General features: G+C 69.8%; 22 protein-coding genes and 1 pseudogene. 10 read left to right on the top strand and 13 right to left on the bottom strand.

Annotated features, from left to right (window positions below):
- Nucleotides 1–62: 62 nt before the first annotated feature.
- A pseudogene (locus FBY35_RS13800) lies at nt 63–346 on the top strand (glutathionylspermidine synthase family protein); the annotation flags it as partial.
- A 27-nt stretch (nt 347–373) separates the two neighbouring features.
- On the opposite strand, the gene rocD reads toward FBY35_RS13800, so the two are convergent.
- Complete coding sequence (rocD, locus tag FBY35_RS13795; protein WP_399208256.1) at nt 374–1,609, bottom strand: ornithine--oxo-acid transaminase; 1,236 nt, start codon at nt 1,607–1,609, stop codon at nt 374–376.
- Between the two features lie 296 nt (nt 1,610–1,905).
- Here rocD and glyA point away from each other — a divergent pair, with 296 nt between their 5' ends.
- From glyA to FBY35_RS13780, 3 genes are all read left to right on the top strand, one after another.
- Nucleotides 1,906–3,177: a serine hydroxymethyltransferase gene (gene glyA / locus FBY35_RS13790; RefSeq protein WP_142214092.1), complete on the top strand. Its 1,272-nt coding sequence runs from the start codon at nt 1,906–1,908 to the stop codon at nt 3,175–3,177.
- A gap of 147 nt (nt 3,178–3,324) precedes the next feature.
- Nucleotides 3,325–4,338 (top strand): tryptophan--tRNA ligase, encoded by a 1,014-nt coding sequence (trpS, locus tag FBY35_RS13785; RefSeq protein ID WP_142214091.1) that lies wholly within the window; start codon nt 3,325–3,327, stop codon nt 4,336–4,338.
- Between the two features lie 126 nt (nt 4,339–4,464).
- Nucleotides 4,465–5,046: a 2'-5' RNA ligase family protein gene (locus FBY35_RS13780; protein WP_142214090.1), complete on the top strand. Its 582-nt coding sequence runs from the start codon at nt 4,465–4,467 to the stop codon at nt 5,044–5,046.
- Between the two features lie 13 nt (nt 5,047–5,059).
- Here FBY35_RS13780 and FBY35_RS13775 read toward each other — a convergent pair whose 3' ends face one another.
- Complete coding sequence (locus tag FBY35_RS13775) at nt 5,060–5,815, bottom strand: decaprenylphospho-beta-D-erythro-pentofuranosid-2-ulose 2-reductase (protein ID WP_142214089.1); 756 nt, start codon at nt 5,813–5,815, stop codon at nt 5,060–5,062.
- A gap of 226 nt (nt 5,816–6,041) precedes the next feature.
- Here FBY35_RS13775 and FBY35_RS13770 point away from each other — a divergent pair, with 226 nt between their 5' ends.
- Together FBY35_RS13770 and FBY35_RS13765 are read left to right on the top strand one after the other, a co-directional pair.
- The gene (locus FBY35_RS13770) at nt 6,042–6,611 is read left to right on the top strand and encodes a phosphatase PAP2 family protein (protein ID WP_142214088.1); all 570 of its coding nucleotides are present in this window, start codon (nt 6,042–6,044) and stop codon (nt 6,609–6,611) included.
- 104 nt (nt 6,612–6,715) lie between these two features.
- Nucleotides 6,716–7,636, top strand: a complete 921-nt coding sequence (locus FBY35_RS13765) for a YihY/virulence factor BrkB family protein (protein WP_142214087.1) — start codon at nt 6,716–6,718, stop codon at nt 7,634–7,636.
- Here the strand turns inward: FBY35_RS13765 and FBY35_RS13760 are convergent.
- On the bottom strand, nt 7,605–8,996 hold the full coding sequence (locus tag FBY35_RS13760) for a D-alanyl-D-alanine carboxypeptidase (RefSeq protein WP_260848609.1): 1,392 nt from the start codon (nt 8,994–8,996) through the stop codon (nt 7,605–7,607). The two genes, FBY35_RS13765 and FBY35_RS13760, sit on opposite strands and share 32 nt — an antisense overlap.
- Here FBY35_RS13760 and FBY35_RS37085 point away from each other — a divergent pair.
- From FBY35_RS37085 to FBY35_RS13750, 3 genes are all read left to right on the top strand, one after another.
- The gene (locus FBY35_RS37085; RefSeq protein WP_260848608.1) at nt 8,935–9,195 is read left to right on the top strand and encodes an SCO4848 family membrane protein; all 261 of its coding nucleotides are present in this window, start codon (nt 8,935–8,937) and stop codon (nt 9,193–9,195) included. The genes FBY35_RS13760 and FBY35_RS37085 overlap by 62 nt on opposite strands.
- An 11-nt stretch (nt 9,196–9,206) precedes the next feature.
- Nucleotides 9,207–10,709, top strand: a complete 1,503-nt coding sequence (locus tag FBY35_RS13755; RefSeq protein ID WP_142214085.1) for a metallophosphoesterase — start codon at nt 9,207–9,209, stop codon at nt 10,707–10,709.
- A 179-nt stretch (nt 10,710–10,888) separates the two neighbouring features.
- The gene (locus FBY35_RS13750; protein WP_142214084.1) at nt 10,889–12,442 is read left to right on the top strand and encodes an ABC transporter substrate-binding protein; all 1,554 of its coding nucleotides are present in this window, start codon (nt 10,889–10,891) and stop codon (nt 12,440–12,442) included.
- Nucleotides 12,443–12,518: 76 nt separating this feature from the next.
- Here FBY35_RS13750 and FBY35_RS13745 read toward each other — a convergent pair whose 3' ends face one another.
- The 10 genes from FBY35_RS13745 to FBY35_RS13700 all read right to left on the bottom strand — a co-directional run bounded on the left by FBY35_RS13745 (nt 12,519) and on the right by FBY35_RS13700 (nt 21,420).
- Nucleotides 12,519–13,220: a TetR/AcrR family transcriptional regulator gene (locus tag FBY35_RS13745; protein ID WP_260848607.1), complete on the bottom strand. Its 702-nt coding sequence runs from the start codon at nt 13,218–13,220 to the stop codon at nt 12,519–12,521.
- A gap of 11 nt (nt 13,221–13,231) precedes the next feature.
- Nucleotides 13,232–13,639 (bottom strand): thiol-disulfide oxidoreductase DCC family protein, encoded by a 408-nt coding sequence (locus FBY35_RS13740; RefSeq protein ID WP_142214083.1) that lies wholly within the window; start codon nt 13,637–13,639, stop codon nt 13,232–13,234.
- Between the two features lie 5 nt (nt 13,640–13,644).
- On the bottom strand, nt 13,645–14,088 hold the full coding sequence (locus FBY35_RS13735; protein ID WP_142214082.1) for a hypothetical protein: 444 nt from the start codon (nt 14,086–14,088) through the stop codon (nt 13,645–13,647).
- Between the two features lie 184 nt (nt 14,089–14,272).
- Nucleotides 14,273–16,387 (bottom strand): DUF4132 domain-containing protein, encoded by a 2,115-nt coding sequence (locus FBY35_RS13730; protein ID WP_142214081.1) that lies wholly within the window; start codon nt 16,385–16,387, stop codon nt 14,273–14,275.
- A 241-nt stretch (nt 16,388–16,628) separates the two neighbouring features.
- A complete protein-coding gene (locus FBY35_RS13725) occupies nt 16,629–17,165 on the bottom strand; it encodes a hypothetical protein (protein ID WP_142214080.1) in 537 nt (178 codons plus the stop codon).
- 134 nt (nt 17,166–17,299) lie between these two features.
- Nucleotides 17,300–18,058 carry a succinate dehydrogenase iron-sulfur subunit gene (locus FBY35_RS13720; protein WP_142214079.1) on the bottom strand — a complete coding sequence of 253 codons (759 nt, stop codon included), beginning with the start codon at nt 18,056–18,058 and terminating at the stop codon, nt 17,300–17,302.
- Complete coding sequence (gene sdhA, locus FBY35_RS13715) at nt 18,058–19,812, bottom strand: succinate dehydrogenase flavoprotein subunit (RefSeq protein ID WP_142214078.1); 1,755 nt, start codon at nt 19,810–19,812, stop codon at nt 18,058–18,060. Before sdhA ends, FBY35_RS13720 begins: the two co-directional genes overlap by 1 nt.
- A 20-nt stretch (nt 19,813–19,832) precedes the next feature.
- Nucleotides 19,833–20,309 (bottom strand): succinate dehydrogenase hydrophobic membrane anchor subunit, encoded by a 477-nt coding sequence (locus FBY35_RS13710; RefSeq protein ID WP_142214077.1) that lies wholly within the window; start codon nt 20,307–20,309, stop codon nt 19,833–19,835.
- An 8-nt stretch (nt 20,310–20,317) separates the two neighbouring features.
- Entirely contained in the window at nt 20,318–20,698 is a 381-nt protein-coding gene (gene sdhC, locus FBY35_RS13705) for a succinate dehydrogenase, cytochrome b556 subunit (RefSeq protein WP_142214076.1), read from the bottom strand.
- A gap of 167 nt (nt 20,699–20,865) precedes the next feature.
- Entirely contained in the window at nt 20,866–21,420 is a 555-nt protein-coding gene (locus FBY35_RS13700) for a 2-oxo-4-hydroxy-4-carboxy-5-ureidoimidazoline decarboxylase (protein ID WP_399208255.1), read from the bottom strand.
- Between the two features lie 239 nt (nt 21,421–21,659).
- Here FBY35_RS13700 and FBY35_RS13695 point away from each other — a divergent pair, with 239 nt between their 5' ends.
- A complete protein-coding gene (locus tag FBY35_RS13695) occupies nt 21,660–23,294 on the top strand; it encodes a glycoside hydrolase family 20 protein (protein ID WP_142214074.1) in 1,635 nt (544 codons plus the stop codon).
- Nucleotides 23,295–23,331: the final 37 nt, after the last annotated feature.

Raw genomic sequence — 23,331 nt, 5'->3', positions numbered from 1 at the left:
ACAAAAGCGACTGTAGGGGAGGACGGTCGGCGGACCGGGTTCCCGCAGGCGCGAGGCGGCCACTCGACGGGCCGCGCGAACTCGCGGCCGAGCGGGGCTGTGTGGCCGAACCGCTGCTCGGCCGCGAGGGCGCGGGGGTCACGAATCCACGAACCGGGCGCCGGTCCCGTACGGCGCGACGACCGTGCTGCTACCAGGAACTGGCCCCGCTGCCGGACTTCGACGGCAACCGCGTGGTGCTCGGCGCATGGGTCGTCGAGGACGAGGCCGCGGGGCTCGGGATCAGGGAATCGGCGGGGCCGGTCACGACGAGCGCGCCCACTTCCTGCCCCACGTCATCCTCTGACCCCGGCGGGCCCCTACGACGTACCGCCTACGCGCTCAGAACGGCCCTGAGCTGGTCCAGGCCCCAGTCCAGGTCCTCCTTGCTGATCACCAGAGGCGGCGCGATCCGGATCGTCGAGCCGTGGGTGTCCTTGACCAGGACCCCGCGGTCCATCAGCTTCTCGGAGATCTCCCGGCCGGTGCCATGACTCGGCACGATGTCGACGCCCGCCCAGAGCCCGCGGCCGCGTACGGCCTCCACCGCGCCGCCGCCCGTCAACAGGCCCAGCTCGTGGTGGAGATGCTCGCCGAGCTCGGTGGCGCGCTCCTGGAACTCGCCGGTGCGCAGCATCGCGATCACCTCGAGCGCCACCGCACAGGCCAGCGGATTGCCGCCGAACGTCGAGCCGTGCTCGCCGGGACGGTAGACGCCGAGCACCTCGCTGGAGGAGACGACCGCCGACACGGGCACGACACCCCCGCCGAGCGCCTTGCCCAGCACATACATGTCGGGCACGACGTCCTCGTGCTCGCAGGCGAAGGTCTTGCCGGTACGCCCGAGGCCCGACTGGATCTCGTCCGCGATGAAGAGCACGTTCCGCTCGCGGGTCAGCTCCCGGACCCGCGGCAGGTACCCGGCCGGCGGCACCAGCACGCCGGCCTCGCCCTGGATCGGCTCCAGCAGTACAGCCACGGTGTTCGCGCTCATCGCCCTCTCGAGCGCGGTCAGGTCCCCGTACGGAACGATCTCGAAGCCCGGCGTGTAGGGACCGAAGTCCGCGCGCGCCTCATGGTCCGTGGAGAAGCTGATGATGGTGGTCGTCCGGCCGTGGAAGTTGTTGGCGGCGACGACGATCTTCGCCTGGTTCTGCGGGACACCCTTGACCTTGTAACCCCACTTCCGGGCGGTCTTCACAGCGGTCTCCACCGCCTCCGCCCCGGTGTTCATCGGCAGCACCATCTCCATGCCGCACAACTCGGCGAGCTGCGTACAGAAGTCGGCGAACCGGTCGTGGTAGAACGCGCGGGAGGTGAGCGTGACTCGCTCCAGCTGCGCCTTGGCGGCGTCGATGAGTCGGCGGTTTCCGTGGCCGAAGTTGAGCGCCGAGTACCCGGCAAGCATGTCGAGGTAGCGGCGCCCCTCGACATCTGTCATCCACGCGCCGTCCGCCGAGGCGACGACCACGGGGAGCGGGTGGTAGTTGTGCGCGCTGTGAGCCTCCGCAGAGGCGATGGCGCTCTCCGATGCAGACACGGGATCTCCGTTCACGTTGTGACAAGGCATCCGGCGTGGGGCGGGGTGTGCCCCTGTTTCTATCGTCACTCGCATGGTGGACGAAGAAACCTTCCTGTGGGGCTCGGCCGCTAGGCTGGAGAGTACGCACGGCGACTGGCGTACGGGGAAGTGACCCCGAGGGAACCGCGCGCGGAAGATCACACGAGGTGCCGCCCGCCTGGGTGCCCCGGGACACGTTCCCGTGTGGTGCCGCACGCCCCTTGCCATGGGTGACCCGCCTCTGGCCAGGGACCCCGAGCGCACCCCGGGACCCCGACCGAAGACGGATCGCCCCGGAGGACAGCATGACTCTTCCCCTGCCGCACCCCGCACTCTCCGCCACGGACCCCGAACTGGCCGCACTCGTCGGAGCCGAGGAACAACTTCAGGCCGACACTCTCCGCCTCATTCCCAGCGAGAACTATGTGTCCCGCGCCGTCCTGGAAGCCTCCGGCACTGTCCTGCAGAACAAGTACAGCGAGGGCTACCCGGGCCGTCGCTACTACGAGGGCCAGCAGAACATCGACAAGATCGAACGGCTCGCCATCGACCGCGCCAAGGCCCTCTTCGGTGTCGAGCACGCCAACGTCCAGCCCTACTCCGGCTCCCCGGCCAACCTCGCCGTCTATCTCGCCTTCGCCGAGCCCGGTGACACCGTGATGGGCATGGCCCTGCCCATGGGCGGCCACCTCACCCACGGCTGGGGCGTCTCTGCCACCGGCCGCTGGTTCCAGGGCGTCCAGTACGGCGTACGCCAGGACACGGGCCTCATCGACTTCGACGAGGTGCGCGAACTCGCCCTCAAGGAACGCCCGAAGATCATTTTCTGTGGCGGTACCGCGCTGCCCCGCACCATCGACTTCCCGGCCTTCGCCGAGATCGCCCGGGAGTCCGGCGCCGTCCTGGTCGCCGATGTCGCCCATATCGCCGGACTGATCGCGGGCGGCGCGCACCCCTCACCCGTCCCGCACGCGGACGTGATCTCCACGACCACCCACAAGACCCTGCGCGGGCCCCGCGGCGCCATGCTGATGTCCCGCGAGGAGCACGCGAAGGCTCTCGACAAGGCGGTCTTCCCCGGCCTCCAGGGCGGCCCGCACAACCAGACCACCGCCGCCATCGCGGTCGCCCTCCACGAGGCGGCCCAGCCGTCCTTCCGCGACTACGCCCGCGCGGTCGTCGCCAACGCCAGGGCCCTCGCCGACGAACTGCTCGCCCGCGGCTTCGACCTGGTCTCCGGCGGCACCGACAACCACCTGATCCTGATGGACCTCACCCCCAAGGACGTCCCCGGCAAGGTGGCGGCCAAGGCGCTCGACCGGGCCGGGATCGTCGTCAACTACAACACCGTCCCGTACGACCCGAGGAAGCCCTTCGACCCTTCCGGCGTCCGCATCGGCACCCCCTCGCTCACCTCCCGCGGTCTCGGTACGCAGCACATGGCCGCCGTCGCCGAGTGGATCGACCGGGGTGTGACGGCGGCCGGTGCGGGGGACGAGGACGCACTGGCGGTGATCCGCGCGGAGGTGGCCGAGCTGATGGCGGCGTTCCCGGCGCCGGGGCTGATCGCCCAGTAGGTCCTTGCGTGTGCGGCCGCCCCCGACCGAACGGCGGGCGGCCGCACACCGGCGCGCTGTGTTCCTCGTCTCATCGACCGCGATCCGCAGCAGCCAGGGATACACCGGCGACCGGAGACCGGGTCCACACCTGAGAGAATGATGAGCATGGCCTCAGACCGACCCCGCGCGCTCTCCGGTATCCAGCCCACCGCAGGCTCGTTCCACCTCGGGAACTACCTCGGTGCCATCCGCCAGTACGTGGCGCTGCAAGAGACCCACGACGCGTTCTACATGGTCGTGGACCTGCACGCGATCACCGTGCCGCAGGACCCGGCCGAGCTGCGCGCCAACACCCGGCTCGCCGCCGCCCAGCTGCTGGCCGCCGGTCTCGACCCCGAGCGCTGCACGCTCTTCATCCAGAGCCATGTCCCCGAGCACGCGCAGCTCGGCTGGATCATGAACTGCCTCACCGGCTTCGGCGAGGCCTCCCGGATGACGCAGTTCAAGGACAAGTCCGCCAAGCAGGGCACCGACCGCGCCACCGTCGGCCTGTTCACGTACCCGATCCTGCAGGTTGCGGACATCCTCCTCTACCAGGCCAACGCCGTCCCGGTCGGTGAGGATCAGCGCCAGCACATCGAGCTCACCCGTGACCTCGCCGAGCGCTTCAACGCCCGCTTCGGTGAGACCTTCACCATCCCGGCGCCGCACATCGTCAAGGAGGTCGCGAAGATCTACGACCTCCAGGACCCGTCGATCAAGATGAGCAAGTCGGCCTCCACGCCCAAGGGCCTGATCAACCTGCTCGACGAGCCGAAGGCAACCGCCAAGAAGGTCAAGAGCGCGGTCACGGACACCGACACCGTCATTCGCTTCGACCCCGTCGGGAAGCCGGGCGTCTCCAACCTGCTGACCATTCACTCCACCCTCACCGGCAAGACCATCGCCGAGCTGGAGGCGGAGTACGAGGGCAAGATGTACGGGGCGCTGAAGACGGACCTCGCCGAGATCATGGTGGATTTCGTCACTCCGTTCCGTACCCGTACGCAGGAATATCTGGACGACCCCGAGACGCTGGACTCGATCCTGGCCAAGGGCGCGGAGAAGGCCCGCGCGGTGGCCGCCGAGACCCTGGCCTCGGCATTCGACAAGGTGGGGTTCCTGCCGGCGAAGCACTGAGTACGCACAGTTGCGTACCGGTTCATCACCGAATCAGCACTGTGTCCTGGGCCTCTGGCCACACCGAGGGTGCAGCCGCCACACTGGCGGCTGCACACCCAACAACCGACGACTGAGGAGAACGACGTGGGGACCGTAACGCTCGGCGTTTCGATCGCGGTCCCGGAGCCCTATGGCAGCCTGCTCCAGGAGCAGCGCGCGGGCTTCGGGGATCCCGCCGCGCACGGCATCCCCACGCACGTCACCCTCCTCCCGCCCACCGAGGTCGACGCCGAGGCGCTGCCCGCCATCGAGGCGCATCTCGCCGCGGTCGCGACGACCGGGCGCCCGTTCCCGATGCGGCTGTCCGGCACCGGAACATTCCGTCCGCTCTCGCCGGTCGTCTTCGTCCAGGTCGTCGAGGGCGCGGCCGCCTGCTCGTGGCTGCAGAAGCGGGTGCGGGACGCCTCCGGGCCGCTGGTGCGTGAGCTGCACTTTCCGTACCACCCGCATGTGACCGTGGCGCACGGCATCGCCGAGGAGGCGATGGACCGGGCCTACGAGGAGCTGTCGGAGTACGAGGCGGCGTGGACCTGCGGCTCCTTCGCGCTCTACGAGCAGGGCGCGGACGGCGTATGGCGCAAGCTGCACGAGTACGCCTTCGGGGGCGGCATCGCGGCTGTCCCTTCCCAGGGCGCCCCGGTGGACGAACCCGCCGCCACCTCCTGAGCCCTGCCGCCCCTCAGAGCGGCAGTCTGCGGAACAGCGGACGCGGCAGATGTCGCAGCCCCGACATCACCAGGCGCAGCGCTCCCGGCACCCACACCGTCTCCGACCTGCGCCGCAGACCGAGCTCAATGGCCGCGGCGACCGCCCCGGGGGTGGTGGCGAGCGGCGTTGCGGGCAGCCCGGCCGTCATTTTCGTCCGCACGAATCCGGGGCGTACGACCATCACGTGCACACCCGTCCCGTGCATCGCGTCGCCCAGGCCCTGCGCGAAGGCGTCCAGGCCGGCCTTGCTCGATCCGTAGATGAAGTCCGCGCGGCGGGCGCGTTCGCCCGCGACGGAGGAGAGCACCACCAGCGAGCCGTGCCCCTGCTGCTGCAGTGCCGCCGCGCACACCAGACCGGCCGAGAGGGCCCCGGTGTAGTTGGTCTGGGCGACGCGCACGGCTGCCGGGGGATCGGACTCGTCGTTCGCCTGGTCTCCGAGTACGCCGAAGGCGAGCAGCACCATGTCGATGTCGCCCTCCGCGAAGACCTTGCCCAGCACCTCCTCGTGGGAGCGGGGGTCCAGGGCGTCGAAGGTGACGGTACGGACGTCGGGCCCGAGCGCACGGAGCCCGGCTGCCGCGTCGTCGATGGACGGCTCGTCGCGGCCCGCAAGCCAGACCGTGCGGGTGCGGCGGGCGATGAGCCGCCGGGCGGTCGCCAGCCCGATCTCCGACGTGCCGCCGAGGACGAGCAGGGACTGCGGGGAGCCGAAGGCGTCTTTCATGGACCGGTGCTCCTAGAGGGAGAGGCGACGGAAGAGGCCGTGGCGTCGGTGCTGCGGCTGGTGTCGGCGGCCATGAGGCCGACCGTATCGCCGCGTATGCCCCAATTTGGTGCTGCCTCACTGGACTCGCCGAATGGGTGATTGAATGAGTGTCATCTAAGAATGTCGCGAAAGTCGGCCGGTCCGCCGACCAGAGTCGCCCCTGGCTCATGAGAAGGGGTGGCAGATGAGATACGTCAACTGCGCGGCCGCCGACCGGCTGCTGCTGGCGGCGTTGCGCGACTGCGGCCGGCAACCCCACATCGCCGCGGCCGCCCGAGCGCTCTCCCACGCCGGCGAGCACGGCGTGTTCTGGGTCGCCGCCGGGCTCGCGGGCGCGGCGTCCGACCACCAGCGCCGCGGGGCCTGGCTGCGCGCCATGGCCCTGGTCGCCGCGGCGCATCTGGCCAGCATGGGGCTCAAACGGGCCGTGCGCCGTCCCCGCCCCCAACTGCCCTGCGGCGAGCCCCTCGTCCGCACCCCGGCCGGCCACTCCTTCCCCAGCTCGCACGCCGCGGCGGCGGCCGCGGCAGCGGTGGCCTACGGCGCGCTGGGCCCGGCCGGACGCCGCATCGCACCGCCCATCGCCGCGGCGATGTGCGTGTCGCGGCTGGTCGTGGGCGTCCACTACCCGACGGATGTCGCGGCGGGCGCGGCACTCGGGGGGCTGGCTGCGCGGCTGGGGGCGCGGTGGTCCCTTGCCGGGAGCGGGCCGGAGCCCGTACGGCGGGTGAGGACACGGGGGCGGCATGACTGAACGCAGCACCGCGCCCCACGATGGAGTACCCGGCCGGTCACCACCCGCCTGCGATTCTGCGTGACCAGGACGCTGGTGTTCCGCGCGGAGGGTAGGCGTACGACATGGACTGGCTGACCAAGCTCCCCGTCATCGGACCGCTCGCCGTCCGGCTGATGCGCACCCATGTCTGGCGTTCCTACGAGACGCTCGACCGGGTGCACTGGACGCGGCTCGCCGCCGCGATCACCTTCATCAGTTTTCTCGCGCTCTTCCCGCTGATCACCGTGGCCGCGGCGGGCGGTGCGGCGCTGCTCGACGAGCAGCAGCTGACCAAGCTCGAGAACAGGATCACCGAGCAGGTGCCTGGCATCTCCGACCAGCTCGACATCAACTCGCTGGTCGACAACGCGGGCACGATCGGCGTGGCCGCCGGATTGGTGCTGCTCGCCATGGGCATCGGCTGGGTCGGCTCGCTGAGGGAGTGCCTGCGGGTCGTCTGGGAGGTGGACGACGAGGAGGAGGGCAATCCCGTACTGCGCAAGGTCAAGGACGGGATCGTGCTGCTCGGTCTCGGTGCGACCGCTCTCGCCTCGATCGCCGCGTCGGGCCTCGGCTCGACCGCCGTCGGCTGGACCGCCGACCGGCTCGGCATCGACAAGGGCGGAGCCGGTGGCGTACTGCTCCAGGTCGCCGGCATCGGGATCGCCGTCGTCGCCGACTTCCTCATGCTGCTGTATCTGCTGACGCTGCTGCCGGGTGTGCAGCCGCCGCGCCGCCGCCTGATGGTGGCGGCGCTGCTCGGCGCGGTCGGCTTCGAGCTGCTCAAGCTGCTGCTCGGCGGCTATATGCGGGGCGTCGCTTCCAGGAGCATGTACGGCGCCTTCGGCGTCCCCGTCGCCCTGCTGCTGTGGATCAACTTCTCGGCGAAGCTGCTGTTGTTCTGCGCCGCGTGGACGGCGACGCCCGGCAAGGAAGCCGCCGACGATATGACCGAAGAAGCGGGCGGCGACGCTACCGACGGCGCAGCGGCCACCGGCGGTTGACGAGGAAGACCCCGGCCGCGAGCACCACCAGCACCCCGCCCGTGACGGCGAGCGCGACGCCGATGCCGCCCGAACTGTCCTTCGCGGCGACCGTCTTGGCCGGTGCGCCGTTGTTGGCCGGTTCGTTGCCGTTGTTGGCCGGGGTCGTCGCGGACCTCGGTGCGACCAGCTCGCCGACCGGCTTGACCTTCCCGGCCGCCGCGAAGCCCCAGTCGAGCAGCCGTCCCGCCTCCTTGTAGACCGCATGGCTCTCGCCCGAGTCCGGGTTCATGACGGTGACGAGCAGCACCTTGCCGTTGCGTTCGGCGACGCCGGTGAAGGTCGCGCCCGCGTTGGTGGTGTTGCCGTTCTTGACGCCCGCGATGCCCTTGTACGGGGACATGCCGTAGTCGCCGGTGAGCAGGCGGTTGGTGTTCTGGATCTCGAAGGTCGCGCGCGCCTTGCCCGGCTTCAGCTCGCCCGGGAACTTGGCGGTCGCCGTCGAGCAGTACTCCCGGAAGTCCTTCTTCTGCATGCCGCTGCGGGCGATGAGGGTCAGGTCGTACGCGGACGAGACCTGGCCGGGGGCGTCGTAGCCGTCGGGCGAGACGACATGCGTGTCGAGCGCCTGGAGCTCGTCGGCGTGCGCCTGCATGTCCTGGACGGTCTTGGGAACGCCGCCGTTCATCTCGGACAGCACATGCACGGCGTCGTTGCCGGAACGCAGGAAGACGCCGAGCCACAGATCGTGGACGGAGTACGTCTGGTTCTCCTTGACCCCGACCAGGCTGCTGCCCTCACCGACGCTCGCGAGCTCCTTCGGGTTCACCTTGTGGATCTCGGTCTTGGGCAGCCGGGGCAGCACGGTGTCCGCGAACAGCATCTTGAGCGTGGACGCGGGGGGCAGCCGCCAGTGCGCGTTGTACGAGGCCAGCACCTCGCCGCTCTCCGCGTCCGCGACGATCCAGGACCGGCCGCTCAGTGCCTTCGGCAGCACGGGCGCGCCGGGGCCGAGGCTGACCTGGGCGCCCGCCTTGCCCAGTTGGGACCCGCCGACGGTGGACATGGAGGCCGGTGGGTTGGGGTGTTTTCTGCCTGCCTTGTTGTCATGGCCGTCGGCCGACGCGGGTGCGACGGCGAGTACGGGCAGCAACGTGGCGGCGGTGACCGTCAGCGCGGTCTTCTTCAGAGCAGGCACGGACCAGAACGTACAGGGCCATGAAGAAAATATGCTCATCAGCCTGGTGACCCGCCGGGAGGACCGCCGGGACAGCCCACCCCGGAGGACCCGGTCGCAGGACGGACGCGATACTGAGTTCATGAAGCTCAGCCGTCCCGCCTCCTGGTTCCTGCTCGCCTTCGGGGTGTGGAGCTGGTTCATCTGGATCACTTTCGTCAAGAACCTGTGGAAGGACGGCAGCGGGCTCGCCTTCGACGACGCGGGTGACCCGACCGGGTACTTCTGGGTCCATCTGCTGCTCGCCATTACGTCCTTTCTCCTGGGGACGGTCGTCGGCCTTATTGGGTTGCGTGGCATTCGGACGTTGCGGCGCGAAGTTCGCGACGCTCATAACGAATAGGGGAGCGGTCCGTGCTGGTGGTCGTCCTGCTTGTGGTGGTCGCGGTCGTCGCCCTGCTGGCGGGCGTGCACTGGTACGTCTGGCGACGGCTGGTCCGCGACACCACGACGCGCGGCGGCGTGGCGCGCCGGGTGGGCACGGCTGCGATGTGGGCGCTGCCACTGCTGTCGCTGGCGGCGCTGGTCTCGGGGCGGGCTGGGGAGCCGTTCTGGCTGCAGCGGGTGGTGGCGTGGCCGGGGTATCTGTGGCTGGCGGTGCTGCTGTACCTGGTGCTCGGGCTGGTGGTGGGCGAGGTTGCGCGGCCGCTGCTGCTGCGCCTGGGCGGAGCCGGGGGCCGGAGCCCCCGGTCCCCCGAGCCGTCGCCGCCGGCGGGCTCCGCCGCGAGTAGGGCTCATGGGGTCGGCGGTACGCCGGTAGGCGAGTCCGCTCCGGACGCGCCCGCGGCCACTGCCCGTGCGGACGCGGCGGAGGCGTCCGCGCAGACGGCACCCGCCGGGGCGCGTGCGGGGGCGACCGCAACGGCTGCCACCGGGGAGTTCGCGGGGGCGACCCGTACGGACGCGGCCGAGGCGCACCCTGAAACGGCCCGTACCGAACCGCTCGTGGCGCCCGTCGATGCGGCAGCCAGTGCGGACAGTACCGACGCGGGCGACGGGGCCGTCGGGACCGGTCCCAGTGGGCGACACAGCCTCTCGCGGCGGCTGTTCGTATCGCGGGTCGTCGGCGGCGCCGCCGCCTCCGTCGCCCTGGGGACCGTCGCGTACGGGACCTACGGCGTCCTCCGTGGGCCCCGCGTGAAGCGCGTCACCGTTCCGCTCGCCCGGCTTCCGCGTGCCGCCCACGGGTTCCGGATCGCCGTCGTCAGCGATATTCACCTCGGGCCGATCCTCGGGCGCGGCCACACCCAGCGGATCGTCGACACCATCAATGCCACCTCCCCCGACCTCGTCGCCGTCGTCGGGGACCTCGTCGACGGCAGCGTGGCCGACCTCGGGCCCGCCGCCGAGCCGCTCTCGCGGCTCGCCTCGCGTTACGGATCCTTCTTCGTGACCGGAAATCACGAGTACTTCTCCGGCGCCGCTCAGTGGGTCGACCACGTCCGTGAGCTGGGGCTCAGACCGCTCCAGAACGAGCGCGTCGAGATCGGCGGCTTCGATCTCGCCGGTGTCAACGACGTGGCCGGCGAGAGTGAGGGCGAGGGCCCCGACTTCGGAAAGGCGCTCGGCGACCGGGACCCCTCCCGCGCGTCCGTGCTGCTCGCGCACCAGCCGGTCGTCATCCATGACGCCGTCGAGCACGGCGTCGACCTGCAGTTGTCGGGCCACACCCACGGCGGCCAGCTCTGGCCGGGCAACTACCTGGCGGCCCTTGCCAATCCGACCGTCGCCGGGCTCGAACGCTACGGGGACACCCAGCTGTATGTGACGAGGGGAGCGGGCGCATGGGGTCCGCCCGTGCGCGTCGGGGCGCCCACGGACATCACCGTCGTACAGCTCGCCTCACGCCGCGCATAGGTCCTGTCCGCCCGCCGCATGTCCTTTACATGGCGCAGGAATGGCTTTGGCATAGCGCAGGCATAGCTGTTGTCACAGTTGTCTGTGCGCCACAAAGCGCCCCCTTCTTCCGCGGAGTCTCCTGTGGTTGGCTGGACGCCTTATCACGAACAGGGGTGGGCGTGAAGGGGAGCTTGGCGATGCAGTCGATCCGTCCGCGGATACTCGTCACTTGTGCGGTGGTCCTGGCCGCGGCCGTCGGAGGCTGGCAGTTATTACCGTCCGACGAGGAAAGCAGGGCAACCATCACGGTCGGCACCACCGATGTGGTCACATCGCTCGACCCCGCGGGTGCGTACGACGCGGGCTCGTGGGCCATGTACAGCAACGTCTACCAGTCGCTGCTGACCTTCAAGCCGAACGGCGTCACTCCGGTCCCCGACGCCGCCCGCGGCTGCGACTTCGTCGGCGTGACGCTCCAGACGTACCAGTGCGAGCTGCGCGACGACCTCACCTTCGCCAACGGCCGCAAGATCACCGGCGAGGACGTCAAGTACTCCTTCGAGCGGATGCTGCGCATCACGACGGACGTCGGCCCGCAGCCTCTCTTCTCCACGCTCAAGAGCGTCACGGCCAGGGGCCAGACGGTCACCTTCCACCTCCGTACGCGCGACGCGACCTTCCCCCAGAAGGTGGCCACCGGCGCGGGCTCGATCATCGACCGCAGCCAGTACCCGGACCGGAGCCTGCGCGAGGGCGCGAGCGTGGACGGTTCGGGACCGTACGTACTGAAGGAGTACGAGCCGGGGGTCAGGGCGCGGCTCGTGCCGAACCCGAAGTACAGGGGCGCGCTGACGAAAACCGGGGGACCGGTGCTGATCCGCTACTGCGAGGGATCCGACCGGCTGGCGGAGGCATGGAAGGCGGGACAGGTCGATGTGACCCACCGTCAGCTCCCGGCGAAGCTGATCGCCGCTCTCGATCCGGGCGATTCGGGCCTGCGCGTCAGCGTGGCGGACACCGCCGAGATCCGCAATCTCGTCTTCAACGTACGGCCCGGCTCTCCCATGGCGAAAAAGGCCGTGCGACAGGCGGTCGCCTGGGTCATCGACCGCCCCAAGGTGGTCACTTCGGTCTACCACTCCACCGTGCAGCCGCTGTACTCCCTGATCCCGCAGGGGACCCTGGGACACACCAACCCCTTCTTCGACGCGTATCCGCAGCCCAGCGTGAAGGAGGCCCGCGACCTGCTCGACGACGCCGGGATCGAGACACCGGTGAACTTCACTCTCGTGCACCGCGCCGACAGCGGCCCGGCGCAGGAGGCGGCCGAACTGCGCCGCCAGCTGGAGTCGACCAAGCTGTTCAAGGTGAAGGTAGTCGCCGAGGACTGGAAGGTCTTCCAGAAGGGGTACGGAGCCGGAAAGTACGACGCGTACACGATCGGCTGGATCCCGGACTTCCCGGACCCCGACAACTTCACCCAGCCGCTCGTCGGCAAGGACTCCACGCTCCACAGCGGCTACCAGAGCGAGACCGTCGACAAACTGATCACCTCCACCCAGCAGTACGGCGAGCGCCCTCGCGCCACGGACAACTTCAAGGCGATCCAGCGGGAGATCGCCAAGGACGTGCCGCTGGTGCCGCTGTGGCAGAAGAAGGACTATGTGCTGAGCAGCGAGGACATCAGCGGCGCGCAGTACCTGTCGGACGGCACCGGCGTCTGGCGGCTGTGGGAACTCGGCTGGATCTGAGCGGCCCCAAAGCTGCTGAGTACGTCGGCCCCCGGCGCCAGCTCACCGGCAGCGCCGCGAATTCTGTCCCGGCCCGCTACTTCTTGCGGGCGGCGACGGTCTCCGCCATCCCCGGCAGGAAGTCCGTGAAGAGTTCGTGCAGTTCGCGTACCAGCGGCCGCAGCACCCGGAAGCGGGAGAGCGCGACACCGCGGGTGGTCAGCCGGGCGCCGCGCTCCGCCAGCCGCCTGCTGCGCTCGCGGCCGTCGGAGCGGTCGAAGACCCAGTACAGGACGAGTCCCATCTGGGACAGCCACATCAACTCGGGCAGGACGTCCACGAGTTCGTCGGCGACCTTGGCCTTGGAGCCCGCCAGCACCTCGCGGTGGATGGACAGGGCCGCCTCGCGGGCGTGCTCCGACTCGGGGGAGAAGGGGCTGAGCGGGCTCTCCGGGTCGGCGGCGTTCTTGAAGAACTGGGCCGCGAACTCGTGATACGGCTCGGCGATCTCCAGCCAGGACATCAGCACCCCGGCCAGCCGGGTCTCCAGGTCCGTCTCCTGGTCCAGGACGGGCCGGACCACAGCCTGGTGCTCGGCACCGATCCGGTCGTAGAAGCCCTGGACGAGGTGCTCCTTGGAGGCGAAGTAGTAGTACGCGTTCCCCACCGAGACGCCGGCCTCTTTGGCGATGGCCCGCATCGTCGTCTTGTCGTAACCGCGCTCCTGGAAGAGACGGAGCGCGGTCTCGAGGATGAGCGTGCGGGTCTGCTCGCTCTTGGGGGCCTTCACTTCTGTCACGGTGTCCGAGCCTAACCGGGAACGGAGCACCGGTCGTCGCAGGGCGTACTGCCGGCCCCTCCCGCCCCGGTCGCCTCGCGGTACTTGGACGCCGCGAGCATCGTCACCCGGACGAACGGCAGTCCGGCCGGGGTGGCGAGCCAGTGCGCCCTTTGCCGGTACTCGGCGAGCGCCCAGAGGCAGACGATCCAGGCGGCGGGGCCGGTGTAGATCTGGCCCCGGTCGCCGATGACGGTGATCTCCCGCTGGGTGGCGGCGTGGTCGAGGCGCGGGTACCTGCGCCGCGCCTCGGCCGACCCCGCGGGCACCAGGTCCAGCGGCACGAGCTGCCTCTGCCGCAGCAGCCAGCTGCGCAGGTGGACGCAGAGGGAGCACTGGGCGTCGTACAGGACGGTCAGTCCCCGGACCGGGGTGCCCATCGCGCTCACGCCCCGCCGGGACCGGTGGCGGGCGCGGCCCACGGACCGGGACCTGCCTGCGTCGTCCAGCCCTGCGGCCCGACCGGCGGCGTCTGCTCGCGCTCCATCACTCCGCGCCGGCGGATCTTGTTGAGGACCCAGACGTTGCCGAGGTGCATGACGCCGAGGACGAGCAGGACGACACCCAGCTTGACCGAGAGCGCCTCGAAGAGCCCGCGGGCGTCCTCGACGGCATCGGCCGCCTTGAGGTACAGGGCGACGAAGCCGAGGTTCACGAGGTAGAAGCCGACCACCAGGAGGTGGTTGACGGCGTCGGCCAGCTTCTCGTCCCCCTTCAGGACGCTGGCGATGAAGATGCGTCCGTTACGGCTCAGGGTGCGCGCGACCCAGATGGTGAGCGCGATGCTGATCAGCAGGTAGACGACATACGCAACAACAGTGAGGTCCATCCCCCACCCTCCCTTGAACGTGTTCAAAAGCTGGCGGTCATGACTGTAGACCTCCTTTTGAACATGTTCAAGCGAAGGGGTGGTGGAAGGCGGAGGTGACCGGCCCGGACGGCATCAATCGGGCTCCATCAGGACGTTGCCCGAGCCTAAGTGGATCTTGTATTGCGCAGCCCGCCGCGCACTCTCAGGCGCGAGGCTGCCCATCCGTCGCGATCGACGCGACGCCCACGAACAGGTCGGCGTCCCGCATCGCCTCGCTCAGCACCAGTGGCGGTACGGTGGCCAGCTCGGTGGGCTCCCACGGTCCGCGCGCCCCACGGCGCCGCTCGAAGCGCAGCTGGTCCGTGGAGCACAGCGATGCCGTCCCGCCGTCCCGCTCCTGCTCGACCGGGCGGAGGGAGAACCGGGTCCGCCAGAACTCGCCCATTCCCAAGGTCAGTTCACCGGCGCGCGGCAGCTCCCGCACCATGTCGGCCGCCCGTCCGTCGCTGAAGTACCCCGGCTGGGTTCCGGTCCAGCCGCGTTCCACCAGCAGCGCCTTCGCCTGGTTCAAGCGCAGGATGTGGCCGGCGAAGCGATTGGAGCAGGTGCGGGTCTCCTTCTCGGCGGGGGTGAGCGAATAGACCTCCCGGAAGCCCTGCTTGAAGGGCTGGCGCAGCTCGAGGCCGGTGAGCTCCTCGCGCCAGGTCCGTATCTCCTCGGCGTCCGCCCGCACCGGATGCCAGAGGCGCAGCACGATCCCCTCCGTCACGGGGACGGCCGTACCGCCCGCCCCGGCCAGTGCCCAGCCGCCGGCCGTCCGCTCCGGCAGTCCGGCCACCCACCGCTCGCCTTCGTCGGCGCTCGCCTCCCAGATCAGGGTGCGGGCCGGCGTGCCGGTCACCGGATGGTCGATGTAGTAGCGCTCCCAGTCGGCGGCCGCCCATCGGGTGCCCGCCATCAGATGCTCCTCCAGGCGCGCCCGCTCGACCGGCATGAGCGTGCGCAGTTGCTTCAACGCAGCCCGGATGTCGGTCAGTTGCTTGCCGTACTCCTCGCGGACCGCTTTCGGCGCGGACTTCAGCACCTGCCCCTGCGATCCCCGGTAGGACAGCGCGGGTGTCCCCGACGCGGTGACCGACAGGACCGCGGTGTAGTCGCCGAGCGCCTGCTCGCGGATACCACGCGCGTCGAGGCCCACGGACGGCACGGCCCGCTCCCTGAGCATCGAAGGGGTCACTCCGCCACGCTCGGCCACGGCCCGCAGCGCGGCTGTGATGCCATTGAGAACCGTGCGGTTGCGGATCGTGCGCTGCAGGCGGCCGAGCAGGTCGACTGCCTGTTCGGCCTGCGTACCGCCGAAGTCGCCGAGGACCGCGACCGCGGTCGTGGCCATCTTGCCGTTGCGGCAGTATCCGCCGGAACCGCCCGTCCCCGTACCGGAGTTGATCGCGACCGCAGCGATCGCGGGCACCACCCAGTCCTCCGCGATGTCCGCCGCCGCCCACAGCAGACCGCGTACCAGCCGGGTGTTGCCCTCCGAGGCGATCCCCGGCCAGGTGCTGCCACCACCCCAGGCGGGCGCCGCCACCCGGTGCTCCCCCTGGAAGCCCATCCCCTCCAGCAGGGCCCGCACCGTCTCCCCGCCCCGCTCCATGCCTGCCAGGAGGACCGCGGCCTGCTTGCGCCAGCGCTTGGTGGCGCGCACCTGGCCCTGCGCCGCACAGTGCTCCAGGAACGCGGCGACCCCGGGCCCGGCGAGCAGCGTCGCATGTTCCGTGCGCATCCGGGGCCCGAACTCGTCCTCGTCGTCAAGCAGGACCAGCGGCAGCCCGGTGTCGTCGGAGGCCTCAGGCCCTATGAGGGCGTCGAGCCGCGCCCGCATCGCGACGTTCTCCGACCCCGCGTCGTGTCTTCCCCCGGCCGACAGGGACACCTGGCGCGCGGCCCGCAGCAGCCGCCGGTCGTAGTCGCCCGCCTCCTGTGCCGCGGCCAGCGGCAGTCGGGCGAGCGCTGCGAACTGCCGCAGCAACTGCCCCGGATCGACCAGCGCGTCCGCCCCCACCAGCCGCCGCAGCAGTGTGTCGGCCTCCACGGCGGTCCAGCCGAGGGCCTGCTCCGAGAGCCAGGGCACCGCCCACTCGTCGGCGCGGTCTGCACCGCCGTGGCACAGGTTGCGGTGTATCCACAGCGCGGCCCGGCGCCGCTGGTCGAGGGTCAGGGACTCCAGCAACTCCCGTACCGGCGTGCCCCCTTGGGTGCGCTGGCGCACCCCCGCCTCGTACAGTCTGGTCTCCAGGCCGTCCGTCGTCACCGTCATCGTGCCGGTCCCCTCCCCCGAGCTCAACTCCCCCTGACGGTACGGGCCGCCACTGACAGTCGGCACGGCGGATCGGAACCGCCGCACTCCCGGCACCGCCGCCGTGCCCGGGCGGGCCGGTCAGCGGGGCGGGAGCTGAGAGTACAAGGATGCGCGGGGCGGCGCCGAAGCTCAGGGCGGCGGATCCGGGGAGCTCCGTCACCGCCGTCACCGGCGAGTACGGACTCGCCATCGCGGCCGGCTACATGCTGGCAAGCGAGCGCGCGTAGTTGATCTGCCCCATGACCTGCTGGAACGTCTCCGGGCCACGGGCCGGGATCATCGTCGAGTGGTGCTTGCCACCGCTTGTCACCGTGACCTGGATGAAGCCCGTGGTCTTCTTCTCCTTCATCAGCAGGAACAGCAGCCCCAGCAGACAGAAGATGAAGAAGACGATCGCGAGCACGATGGCGTGGGTCGGCATCTTCTCCTCGGTGCGCGACATGTCGGTGGCGTTCCACACCGAGCCCCGCAGCGGCAGCGTGCCCGCGGGAGTCACGATCGACTCGCCCATGACGCTGATGTCACCGATCGACACCAGCGGGGCCCCGCCCATCGCGGCCGGAGCCCCGGCCGGTACAGGGAGAGCTGGCTGCGTCTGGCTGTACTCGGGAGCCTGGTTCGGATAGCCGTACCCCGGCGCCTGGTTCGGGTAGCCGTAGGCCGGCGTCCCCGGAGGCTGCGTCGGCCCCCACTTGTACTCGGGCTCTCCGTCCGCGTACGGATTCGGCTCGCTCATGGTCTCGTCCCCGCTCTCCTGCTGCTCATGTCAGACGCCCCCGATCCTGCCAGGTATCGCCTCGCGCGGTGAACCCCGGGCACCAAAGGGCCCCGCCTCACAGGAAAGTGAGACGGGGTCCTGGTAGCGCTCGGTCAGAAGCGACGCGTGATCAGCGCGCGCTTGACTTCCTGGATCGCCTTGGTGACCTCGATACCGCGCGGGCAGGCGTCCGTGCAGTTGAACGTCGTGCGGCAACGCCACACGCCGTCCTTGTCGTTGAGGATCTCCAGCCGCTGCTCCCCGGCCTCGTCACGCGAGTCGAAGATGAACCGGTGCGCGTTCACGATCGCCGCCGGGCCGAAGTACTGCCCGTCGTTCCAGAACACGGGGCACGAGGACGTGCACGCGGCGCACAGGATGCACTTGGTGGTGTCGTCGAAGCGCTCGCGGTCCTCGGCGGACTGCAGACGCTCACGCGTCGGCTCGTTGCCGGACGTGATCAGGAAGGGCATCACATCGCGGTACGCCTGGAAGAACGGCTCCATGTCCACGACCAGGTCCTTGAGGACCGTCAGGCCCTTTATGGCCTCGACCGTGATCGGCTTCTCCGGATTGATGTCCTTGATCAGCGTCTTGCAGGCGAGCCTGTTCTTGCCGTTGATCCGCATCGCGTCGGAGCCGCAGATGCCGTGCGCGCAGGAGCGACGGAAGGTCAGCGAGCCGTCGACATCCCACTTGATCTTGTGGAGGCCGTCGAGCACGCGCTCCTTCGGGTCGATCCCGATCTGGAAGTCCTGCCACTGGGCCTCGTCGGAGACCTCGGGGTTGAAGCGGCGGATCCGGAAGGTGACCGTGATGTACGGGGAGTCGGCGAAGCCCGCTTGCGCCTTGTCCAGAGTCGGGGTAGCCATCAGTACTTACGCTCCATCGGCTGGTAGCGGGTCTGGACGACCGGCTTGTAGTCGAGACGGATCGACTCGACGCCGTCGTCGCCCACCTCGCGGTACGCCATGGTGTGGCGCATGAAGTTGACGTCGTCGCGGTTGGGGAAGTCCTCGCGGTAGTGACCGCCGCGGGACTCCTTGCGGGCCAGCGCGGAGACGGCCATGACCTCGGCCAGGTCGAGCAGGTTGCCCAGCTCGACGGCCTCCAGCAGGTCGGTGTTGAACCGCTTGCCCTTGTCCTGGATGGCCACGTTCAGGTAGCGCTCGCGCAGCTCGCCGATCTTCTCGACCGCGGTCTTGATCGTCTGCTCGGTGCGGAACACCATCACGTTGGCGTCCATCGTCTCCTGGAGCTCACGGCGGATGTCCGCGACCCGCTCCTTGCCCGTGGAGTTGCGCAGCCGCTCGACCTGCTCCTCGACGAGGGAGGCCGGGTTCTCCGGCAGCTCGACGTAGTCGGCCTTCGCCGAGTACTCGGCTGCGGCGATACCGGCCCGCTTGCCGAACACGTTGATGTCGAGCAGCGAGTTGGTGCCCAGGCGGTTGGCGCCGTGCACCGACACGCAGGCGACCTCACCGGCGGCGTACAGACCCGGCACGACGGTGGTGTTGTCGAGCAGGACCTCACCCTCGACGTTGGTCGGGATGCCGCCCATGGCGTAGTGCGCGGTCGGCTGGATCGGGATCGGGTCCGTGTACGGCTCGATACCGAGGTACGTGCGCGCGAACTCGGTGATGTCCGGGAGCTTCGCGTCCAGCTGCTCCGGCGGCAGGTGGGTGAGGTCGAGGTAGACGTGGTCACCCTCGGGACCGCAGCCGCGGCCCTCGCGGATCTCCGTGTAGATGGAGCGCGAGACGACGTCACGCGAGGCGAGGTCCTTCATGACGGGCGCGTACTTCTCCATGAAGCGCTCACCGTCCTTGTTGCGCAGGATGCCGCCCTCGCCGCGGGCGCCCTCGGTGAGCAGGATGCCCATGCGCCAGATGCCCGTCGGGTGGAACTGGAAGAACTCCATGTCCTCGAGCGGCAGTCCGCGCCGGTAGCAGGCGGCCTGCCCGTCACCGGTCAGCGTGTGCGCGTTGGAAGTCACCTTGAAGAACTTGCCGGTGCCGCCCGAGGCGTAGATGACGGCCTTAGCCTGGAAGATGTGGATCTCGCCGGTGGCCAGCTCGAACGCGACCACACCCGCCGACTTCTTGACGCCGTCGACCTCGGTGATCAGCTGGTCCAGGACGTAGAACTCGTTGAAGAACTCCACGCCCTCCTTGACGCAGTTCTGGTACAGCGTCTGGAGGATCATGTGGCCGGTGCGGTCCGCGGCGTAGCAGGACCGGCGGACCGGGGCCTCGCCGTGGTTGCGCGAGTGGCCGCCGAAGCGGCGCTGGTCGATGGTGCCGTTCGGGGTGCGGTTGAACGGCAGGCCCATCTTCTCGAGGTCCAGGACCGCGTCGATGGCCTCCTTCGCCAGGATCTCGGCGGCATCCTGGTCGACCAGGTAGTCACCGCCCTTGACCGTGTCGAAGGTGTGCCACTCCCAGTTGTCCTCTTCCACGTTCGCCAGCGCGGCGGCCATGCCGCCCTGCGCGGCGCCCGTGTGGGAGCGGGTCGGGTAGAGCTTCGTCAGCACGGCGGTACGGCTGCGCTTGGTGGCCTCGATGGCCGCGCGCATGCCCGCGCCGCCGGCGCCGACGATGACGGTGTCGTACTTGTGGATCTTCATTGGTCTCGTCAGCCCCGGCTTTAGCGGATGTTCGGGTCGAAGGTGAAGATCACCAGCGTGCCCAGAAGGATGGTGAACACCGTGGCGGTGTACAGCAGGCCCTTGAGCCACAGGCGCGTGTTGGCGCGCTCGGCGTAGTCATTGATGACAGTACGCAGGCCATTGGCGCCGTGCAGCATCGCGAGCCACAGCATCAGCAGATCCCAGACCTGCCAGAACGGAGACGCCCAGCGGCCGGCCACGAAGGCGAAGCCGATCTTGGAGACGCCGCCGTCCAGCACCAGCTGGATCAGCAGGTGGCCGATGACCAGGACGACCAGGACGACGCCGGACAGGCGCATGAAGAGCCACGCGGCCATCTCGAAGTTGCCGCGGGTCGCCTTCGGGGTCTTGCCGGTGCGCTTGCGCGGGGCCTCGATGTACGGGGCCGGGTGGTCCACGTCGTAAGGGCTCGTGCCCTCGACGGGGCCGACAGCGGGGGTGGTGTCAGCGGACATTTCTGGCGTCAGCTCCCGAACAGTTCACGAGCGGCGTGGCCGAGCACCGGGTACAGGGCGCCCACCATCAGTACGAACCAGATGGCCATCACGGTCCAGAGCATCTGCTTCTGGTAGCGCGGGCCCTTGGACCAGAAGTCCACGGCGATGACACGCAGGCCGTTGAGCGCGTGGAAGAGAATCGCGGCCACGAGGCCGTATTCGAGCAGCGCGACGATCGGCGTCTTGTACGTGGCCACGACATCGTCATACGCCTCGGGCGAGACGCGGACGAGAGCGGTGTCCAGCACATGTACGAACAGGAAGAAGAAGATGAGGACGCCGGTGACTCGATGAGCCACCCAGGACCACATTCCTTCCCGGCCGCGGTACAGCGTTCCAGCCGGCACGGAAGAACCCTCCGAAAGCGGGGATTGGGGCCATGCCGGCTTCTCTGTCGGTCTGGCCCGGCCGGGTACGGTCCACCGGCCGCGGCCATCGTAGCGACGAGTCGTCGGTTCGCTCGCCCGGGGTCCATAGGTGTGATCAAACAGGCAATCAAACAGCCTCGGACGGGCTATCGGGAAGCCCCTGTTACGTCTGATTCCGGATGGTTGGCCACTACATGCGCCAGTCGGGACCGCGCGAGGCCGCGCAGCTGCTCGGCGGAGACGGCGCGCTCCTCGTCCGGTTCGTGGCCGAGCCGGGCGCGGATTCCGGCGAGCACCTGGTCCAGATACTCCTCGGGGCGGTATCCGTCGAGACAGATCACGAAGGCGTGGCCGAAGCGGCTCTCGTACGCGGCGTGGGCGGCGGCCAGCGCCGTGTGCGCCGCCTGGGGCGCGCCCGGGTGGAGAGCGGCCGAGGACTCGTCGGCGAGGGCCTCGTAGAGGTCGGCCTGCGAGAGGTCGTAGCCGGCCTCGTCGGCGGCGGCGAGGAGGGCGTCGAGATCGGGGTAGGGGCGGTGGGCGACCAGTCGCTGGGCCCAGCGACGGCTGCCGCAGCAGGCGAGAAGGGTGGTTTCGGCCACGTCGGCGGCCGCGGCGTTGAAACGCTGGAGACCGGGTTCGCCGCCGCGCTGGCCGGGAAGCTGGGGCGAGAGCGTGGCCGGTATGGCCGAAGGAGCGAACACGCGCTGAGTGTGGTGGAGTGTCGGCGGTCGCTTCGGGAGGCCGGCGTGGGGTTCGCTGGTCAGCGTGGGCTCCTCGAAAGGGACAGCGGGACGGCAGGGGAGAGTGGGGTGGATGAGTTCCAACGCTATCCGCGGCTGCCAGAAGCTGTCCGACGGATGCGCGATTTTCACCCGGACGGGAGAGTTTCGCCTCGCGTGATGGACGATGGTGGGGGTGCTTCGGCGTAGTTGCGCCATCTATGGGAGGTATCTGCGTGGTACGGCACTTTGGGTGCACCAGGGTCAGCGGCGCGTTCCTCGCGGCGGCAGCGGCCCTGTCGATGACGCTGACCGCCTGTTCGAGCGACGAGCCGTCCACTGCGGGCGGCCAGGCGCGGAGCGCAACCAAGGCCCCCGCCGCCGTGAGCCCGTCACCGAAACCGCCCCCGAAACCGACGCCGTCCAAGACGTACCCCCTCTCCCGGGCGCCCGCCACCATCCCCTCCGTACGCACGCACGAGCCCGCGCGCGGGCCTGGCTGGCGGCCGCGGCCCGGCGGCGGGGTCGTCGTCGCCAAGGGCAGCGAGGCGCTCGCCGACGAGGCGCGGCTGCTCGCCGACGAGCTGAAACTCGGCTACCGGGGCGCGGTCGCCGCCCGCGCCGGGGACGTCCAGCTGGCGCTCGGGGCCGGGGGCGGGCGCGAGTCGTACACCGCCCTCACCAGCGGCGGCCGGGTCAGAATCACCGGCCCCGACCAGGCGGGAGTCTTCTACGGGACCCGGACCCTCAAGCAGGCGGTGAAATCCGGAGGCGCGATGCCGGAGGGCATCGTGCGCGACCGTCCCGACCGGCCCCAGCGCGGCCTGATGGTCGACATCGCGCGCAAGCACTTCTCCGCCGCCTGGATCGAGGCCCGGCTGCGCGAGATGGCCGACATCAAGCTCAACCAGCTCGGCCTGCACTTCTCCGACGACCAGGGCTTTCGCATTCAGTCGGACTCGCACCCCGAGATCGTCTCGCGCGAGCACCTGACCAAGGCCGAGGTCCGCCGGATCATCGCCCTGGCCGCGCGGCTGCACATCACTGTCATCCCGGAGATCGACTCGCCGGGACACCTCGGCGCGGTGCTCGCCGCCCACCCCCAGCTCCAGCTGCGGGACGCCGGGGGCAGCCCGGTGCGCGGGGCGATCGACATCGGACAGCCGGCGTCGGGGGAGATCGTGGACGAGCTGCTCAAGGAGTACGCGGAGCTGTTCCCCGGCGCGTACTGGCATCTCGGCGGCGACGAGTACCAGGCGCTGGTCCGGCGGAACCCCGAGGCGTCCTTCCCGCAGCTGGCGGCCGTCGCCCGCCAGAGGTACGGCCCGCAGGGCCGGGTCCAGGACCTGGCGACGGCCTGGGTGAACGACCGCGCGGCGGTGGTGCGCCCCCTGGGCAAGAAGCCCAAGGCATGGAACGACGGCTTCTTCCGCGGCGGTGTGGTCACCGCGGACAAGGACCTCGAGGTCGAGTACTGGACGGGCAAGGAGATCGGGGCACGACCGCCGGTGGAGTACCTGCGCGAGGGCCGGCGGCTGATCAACGTCAACGACGAGTACCTGTACTACGTGCTGGGCCAGCCGCAGACCTTCGTCTATCCGACGGGCCGCCGGATCTACGAGCAGTGGACCCCGTTCGTGATCCGCGGCACCCAACCGGTGCCCCGCACGTACTCGTCCCAGATCCTGGGCGGCCGCTTCGCCGTCTGGTGCGACCTCGCCAACTCCCAGACGCAGGCGCAGGTGGCCCGCGGCATCGCGATGCCGCTGCGGGCGACCTCCCAGAAACTGTGGGACCCGCGGACACCGGGTCGCAGCTGGCAGGCGTTCGTGGAGCTGGCCGGGAAGCTCGGCTGAGTTGTGGATTGTTGAGGTTCCACCGGGTGCGGGTTCA

The organism is Streptomyces sp. SLBN-118, assembly GCF_006715635.1.
Taxonomy (GTDB): domain Bacteria; phylum Actinomycetota; class Actinomycetes; order Streptomycetales; family Streptomycetaceae; genus Streptomyces.
The sequence above is the reverse complement of the archived record's forward strand: the minus strand, read 5'-3'. Positions and strand labels throughout refer to the sequence as shown.

Coding starts and splice junctions, on each gene's coding strand:
- FBY35_RS13760 (WP_260848609.1), bottom strand. CDS start 8,996: ATGAACCAGCTCCACACCCCGAAGGCGAGCAGGAACCAGGAGGCGGGA.
- FBY35_RS13765 (WP_142214087.1), top strand. CDS start 6,716: ATGGACTGGCTGACCAAGCTCCCCGTCATCGGACCGCTCGCCGTCCGG.
- FBY35_RS13720 (WP_142214079.1), bottom strand. CDS start 18,058: ATGGCTACCCCGACTCTGGACAAGGCGCAAGCGGGCTTCGCCGACTCC.
- FBY35_RS13775 (WP_142214089.1), bottom strand. CDS start 5,815: ATGAAAGACGCCTTCGGCTCCCCGCAGTCCCTGCTCGTCCTCGGCGGC.
- FBY35_RS13695 (WP_142214074.1), top strand. CDS start 21,660: ATGGGAGGTATCTGCGTGGTACGGCACTTTGGGTGCACCAGGGTCAGC.
- FBY35_RS13710 (WP_142214077.1), bottom strand. CDS start 20,309: ATGTCCGCTGACACCACCCCCGCTGTCGGCCCCGTCGAGGGCACGAGC.
- FBY35_RS13725 (WP_142214080.1), bottom strand. CDS start 17,165: ATGAGCGAGCCGAATCCGTACGCGGACGGAGAGCCCGAGTACAAGTGG.
- FBY35_RS13735 (WP_142214082.1), bottom strand. CDS start 14,088: ATGGACCTCACTGTTGTTGCGTATGTCGTCTACCTGCTGATCAGCATC.
- sdhA (WP_142214078.1), bottom strand. CDS start 19,812: ATGAAGATCCACAAGTACGACACCGTCATCGTCGGCGCCGGCGGCGCG.
- glyA (WP_142214092.1), top strand. CDS start 1,906: ATGACTCTTCCCCTGCCGCACCCCGCACTCTCCGCCACGGACCCCGAA.
- rocD (WP_399208256.1), bottom strand. CDS start 1,609: ATGCCTTGTCACAACGTGAACGGAGATCCCGTGTCTGCATCGGAGAGC.
- FBY35_RS37085 (WP_260848608.1), top strand. CDS start 8,935: ATGAAGCTCAGCCGTCCCGCCTCCTGGTTCCTGCTCGCCTTCGGGGTG.
- FBY35_RS13740 (WP_142214083.1), bottom strand. CDS start 13,639: ATGGGCACCCCGGTCCGGGGACTGACCGTCCTGTACGACGCCCAGTGC.
- FBY35_RS13770 (WP_142214088.1), top strand. CDS start 6,042: ATGAGATACGTCAACTGCGCGGCCGCCGACCGGCTGCTGCTGGCGGCG.
- FBY35_RS13730 (WP_142214081.1), bottom strand. CDS start 16,387: ATGACGGTGACGACGGACGGCCTGGAGACCAGACTGTACGAGGCGGGG.
- trpS (WP_142214091.1), top strand. CDS start 3,325: ATGGCCTCAGACCGACCCCGCGCGCTCTCCGGTATCCAGCCCACCGCA.
- FBY35_RS13750 (WP_142214084.1), top strand. CDS start 10,889: ATGCAGTCGATCCGTCCGCGGATACTCGTCACTTGTGCGGTGGTCCTG.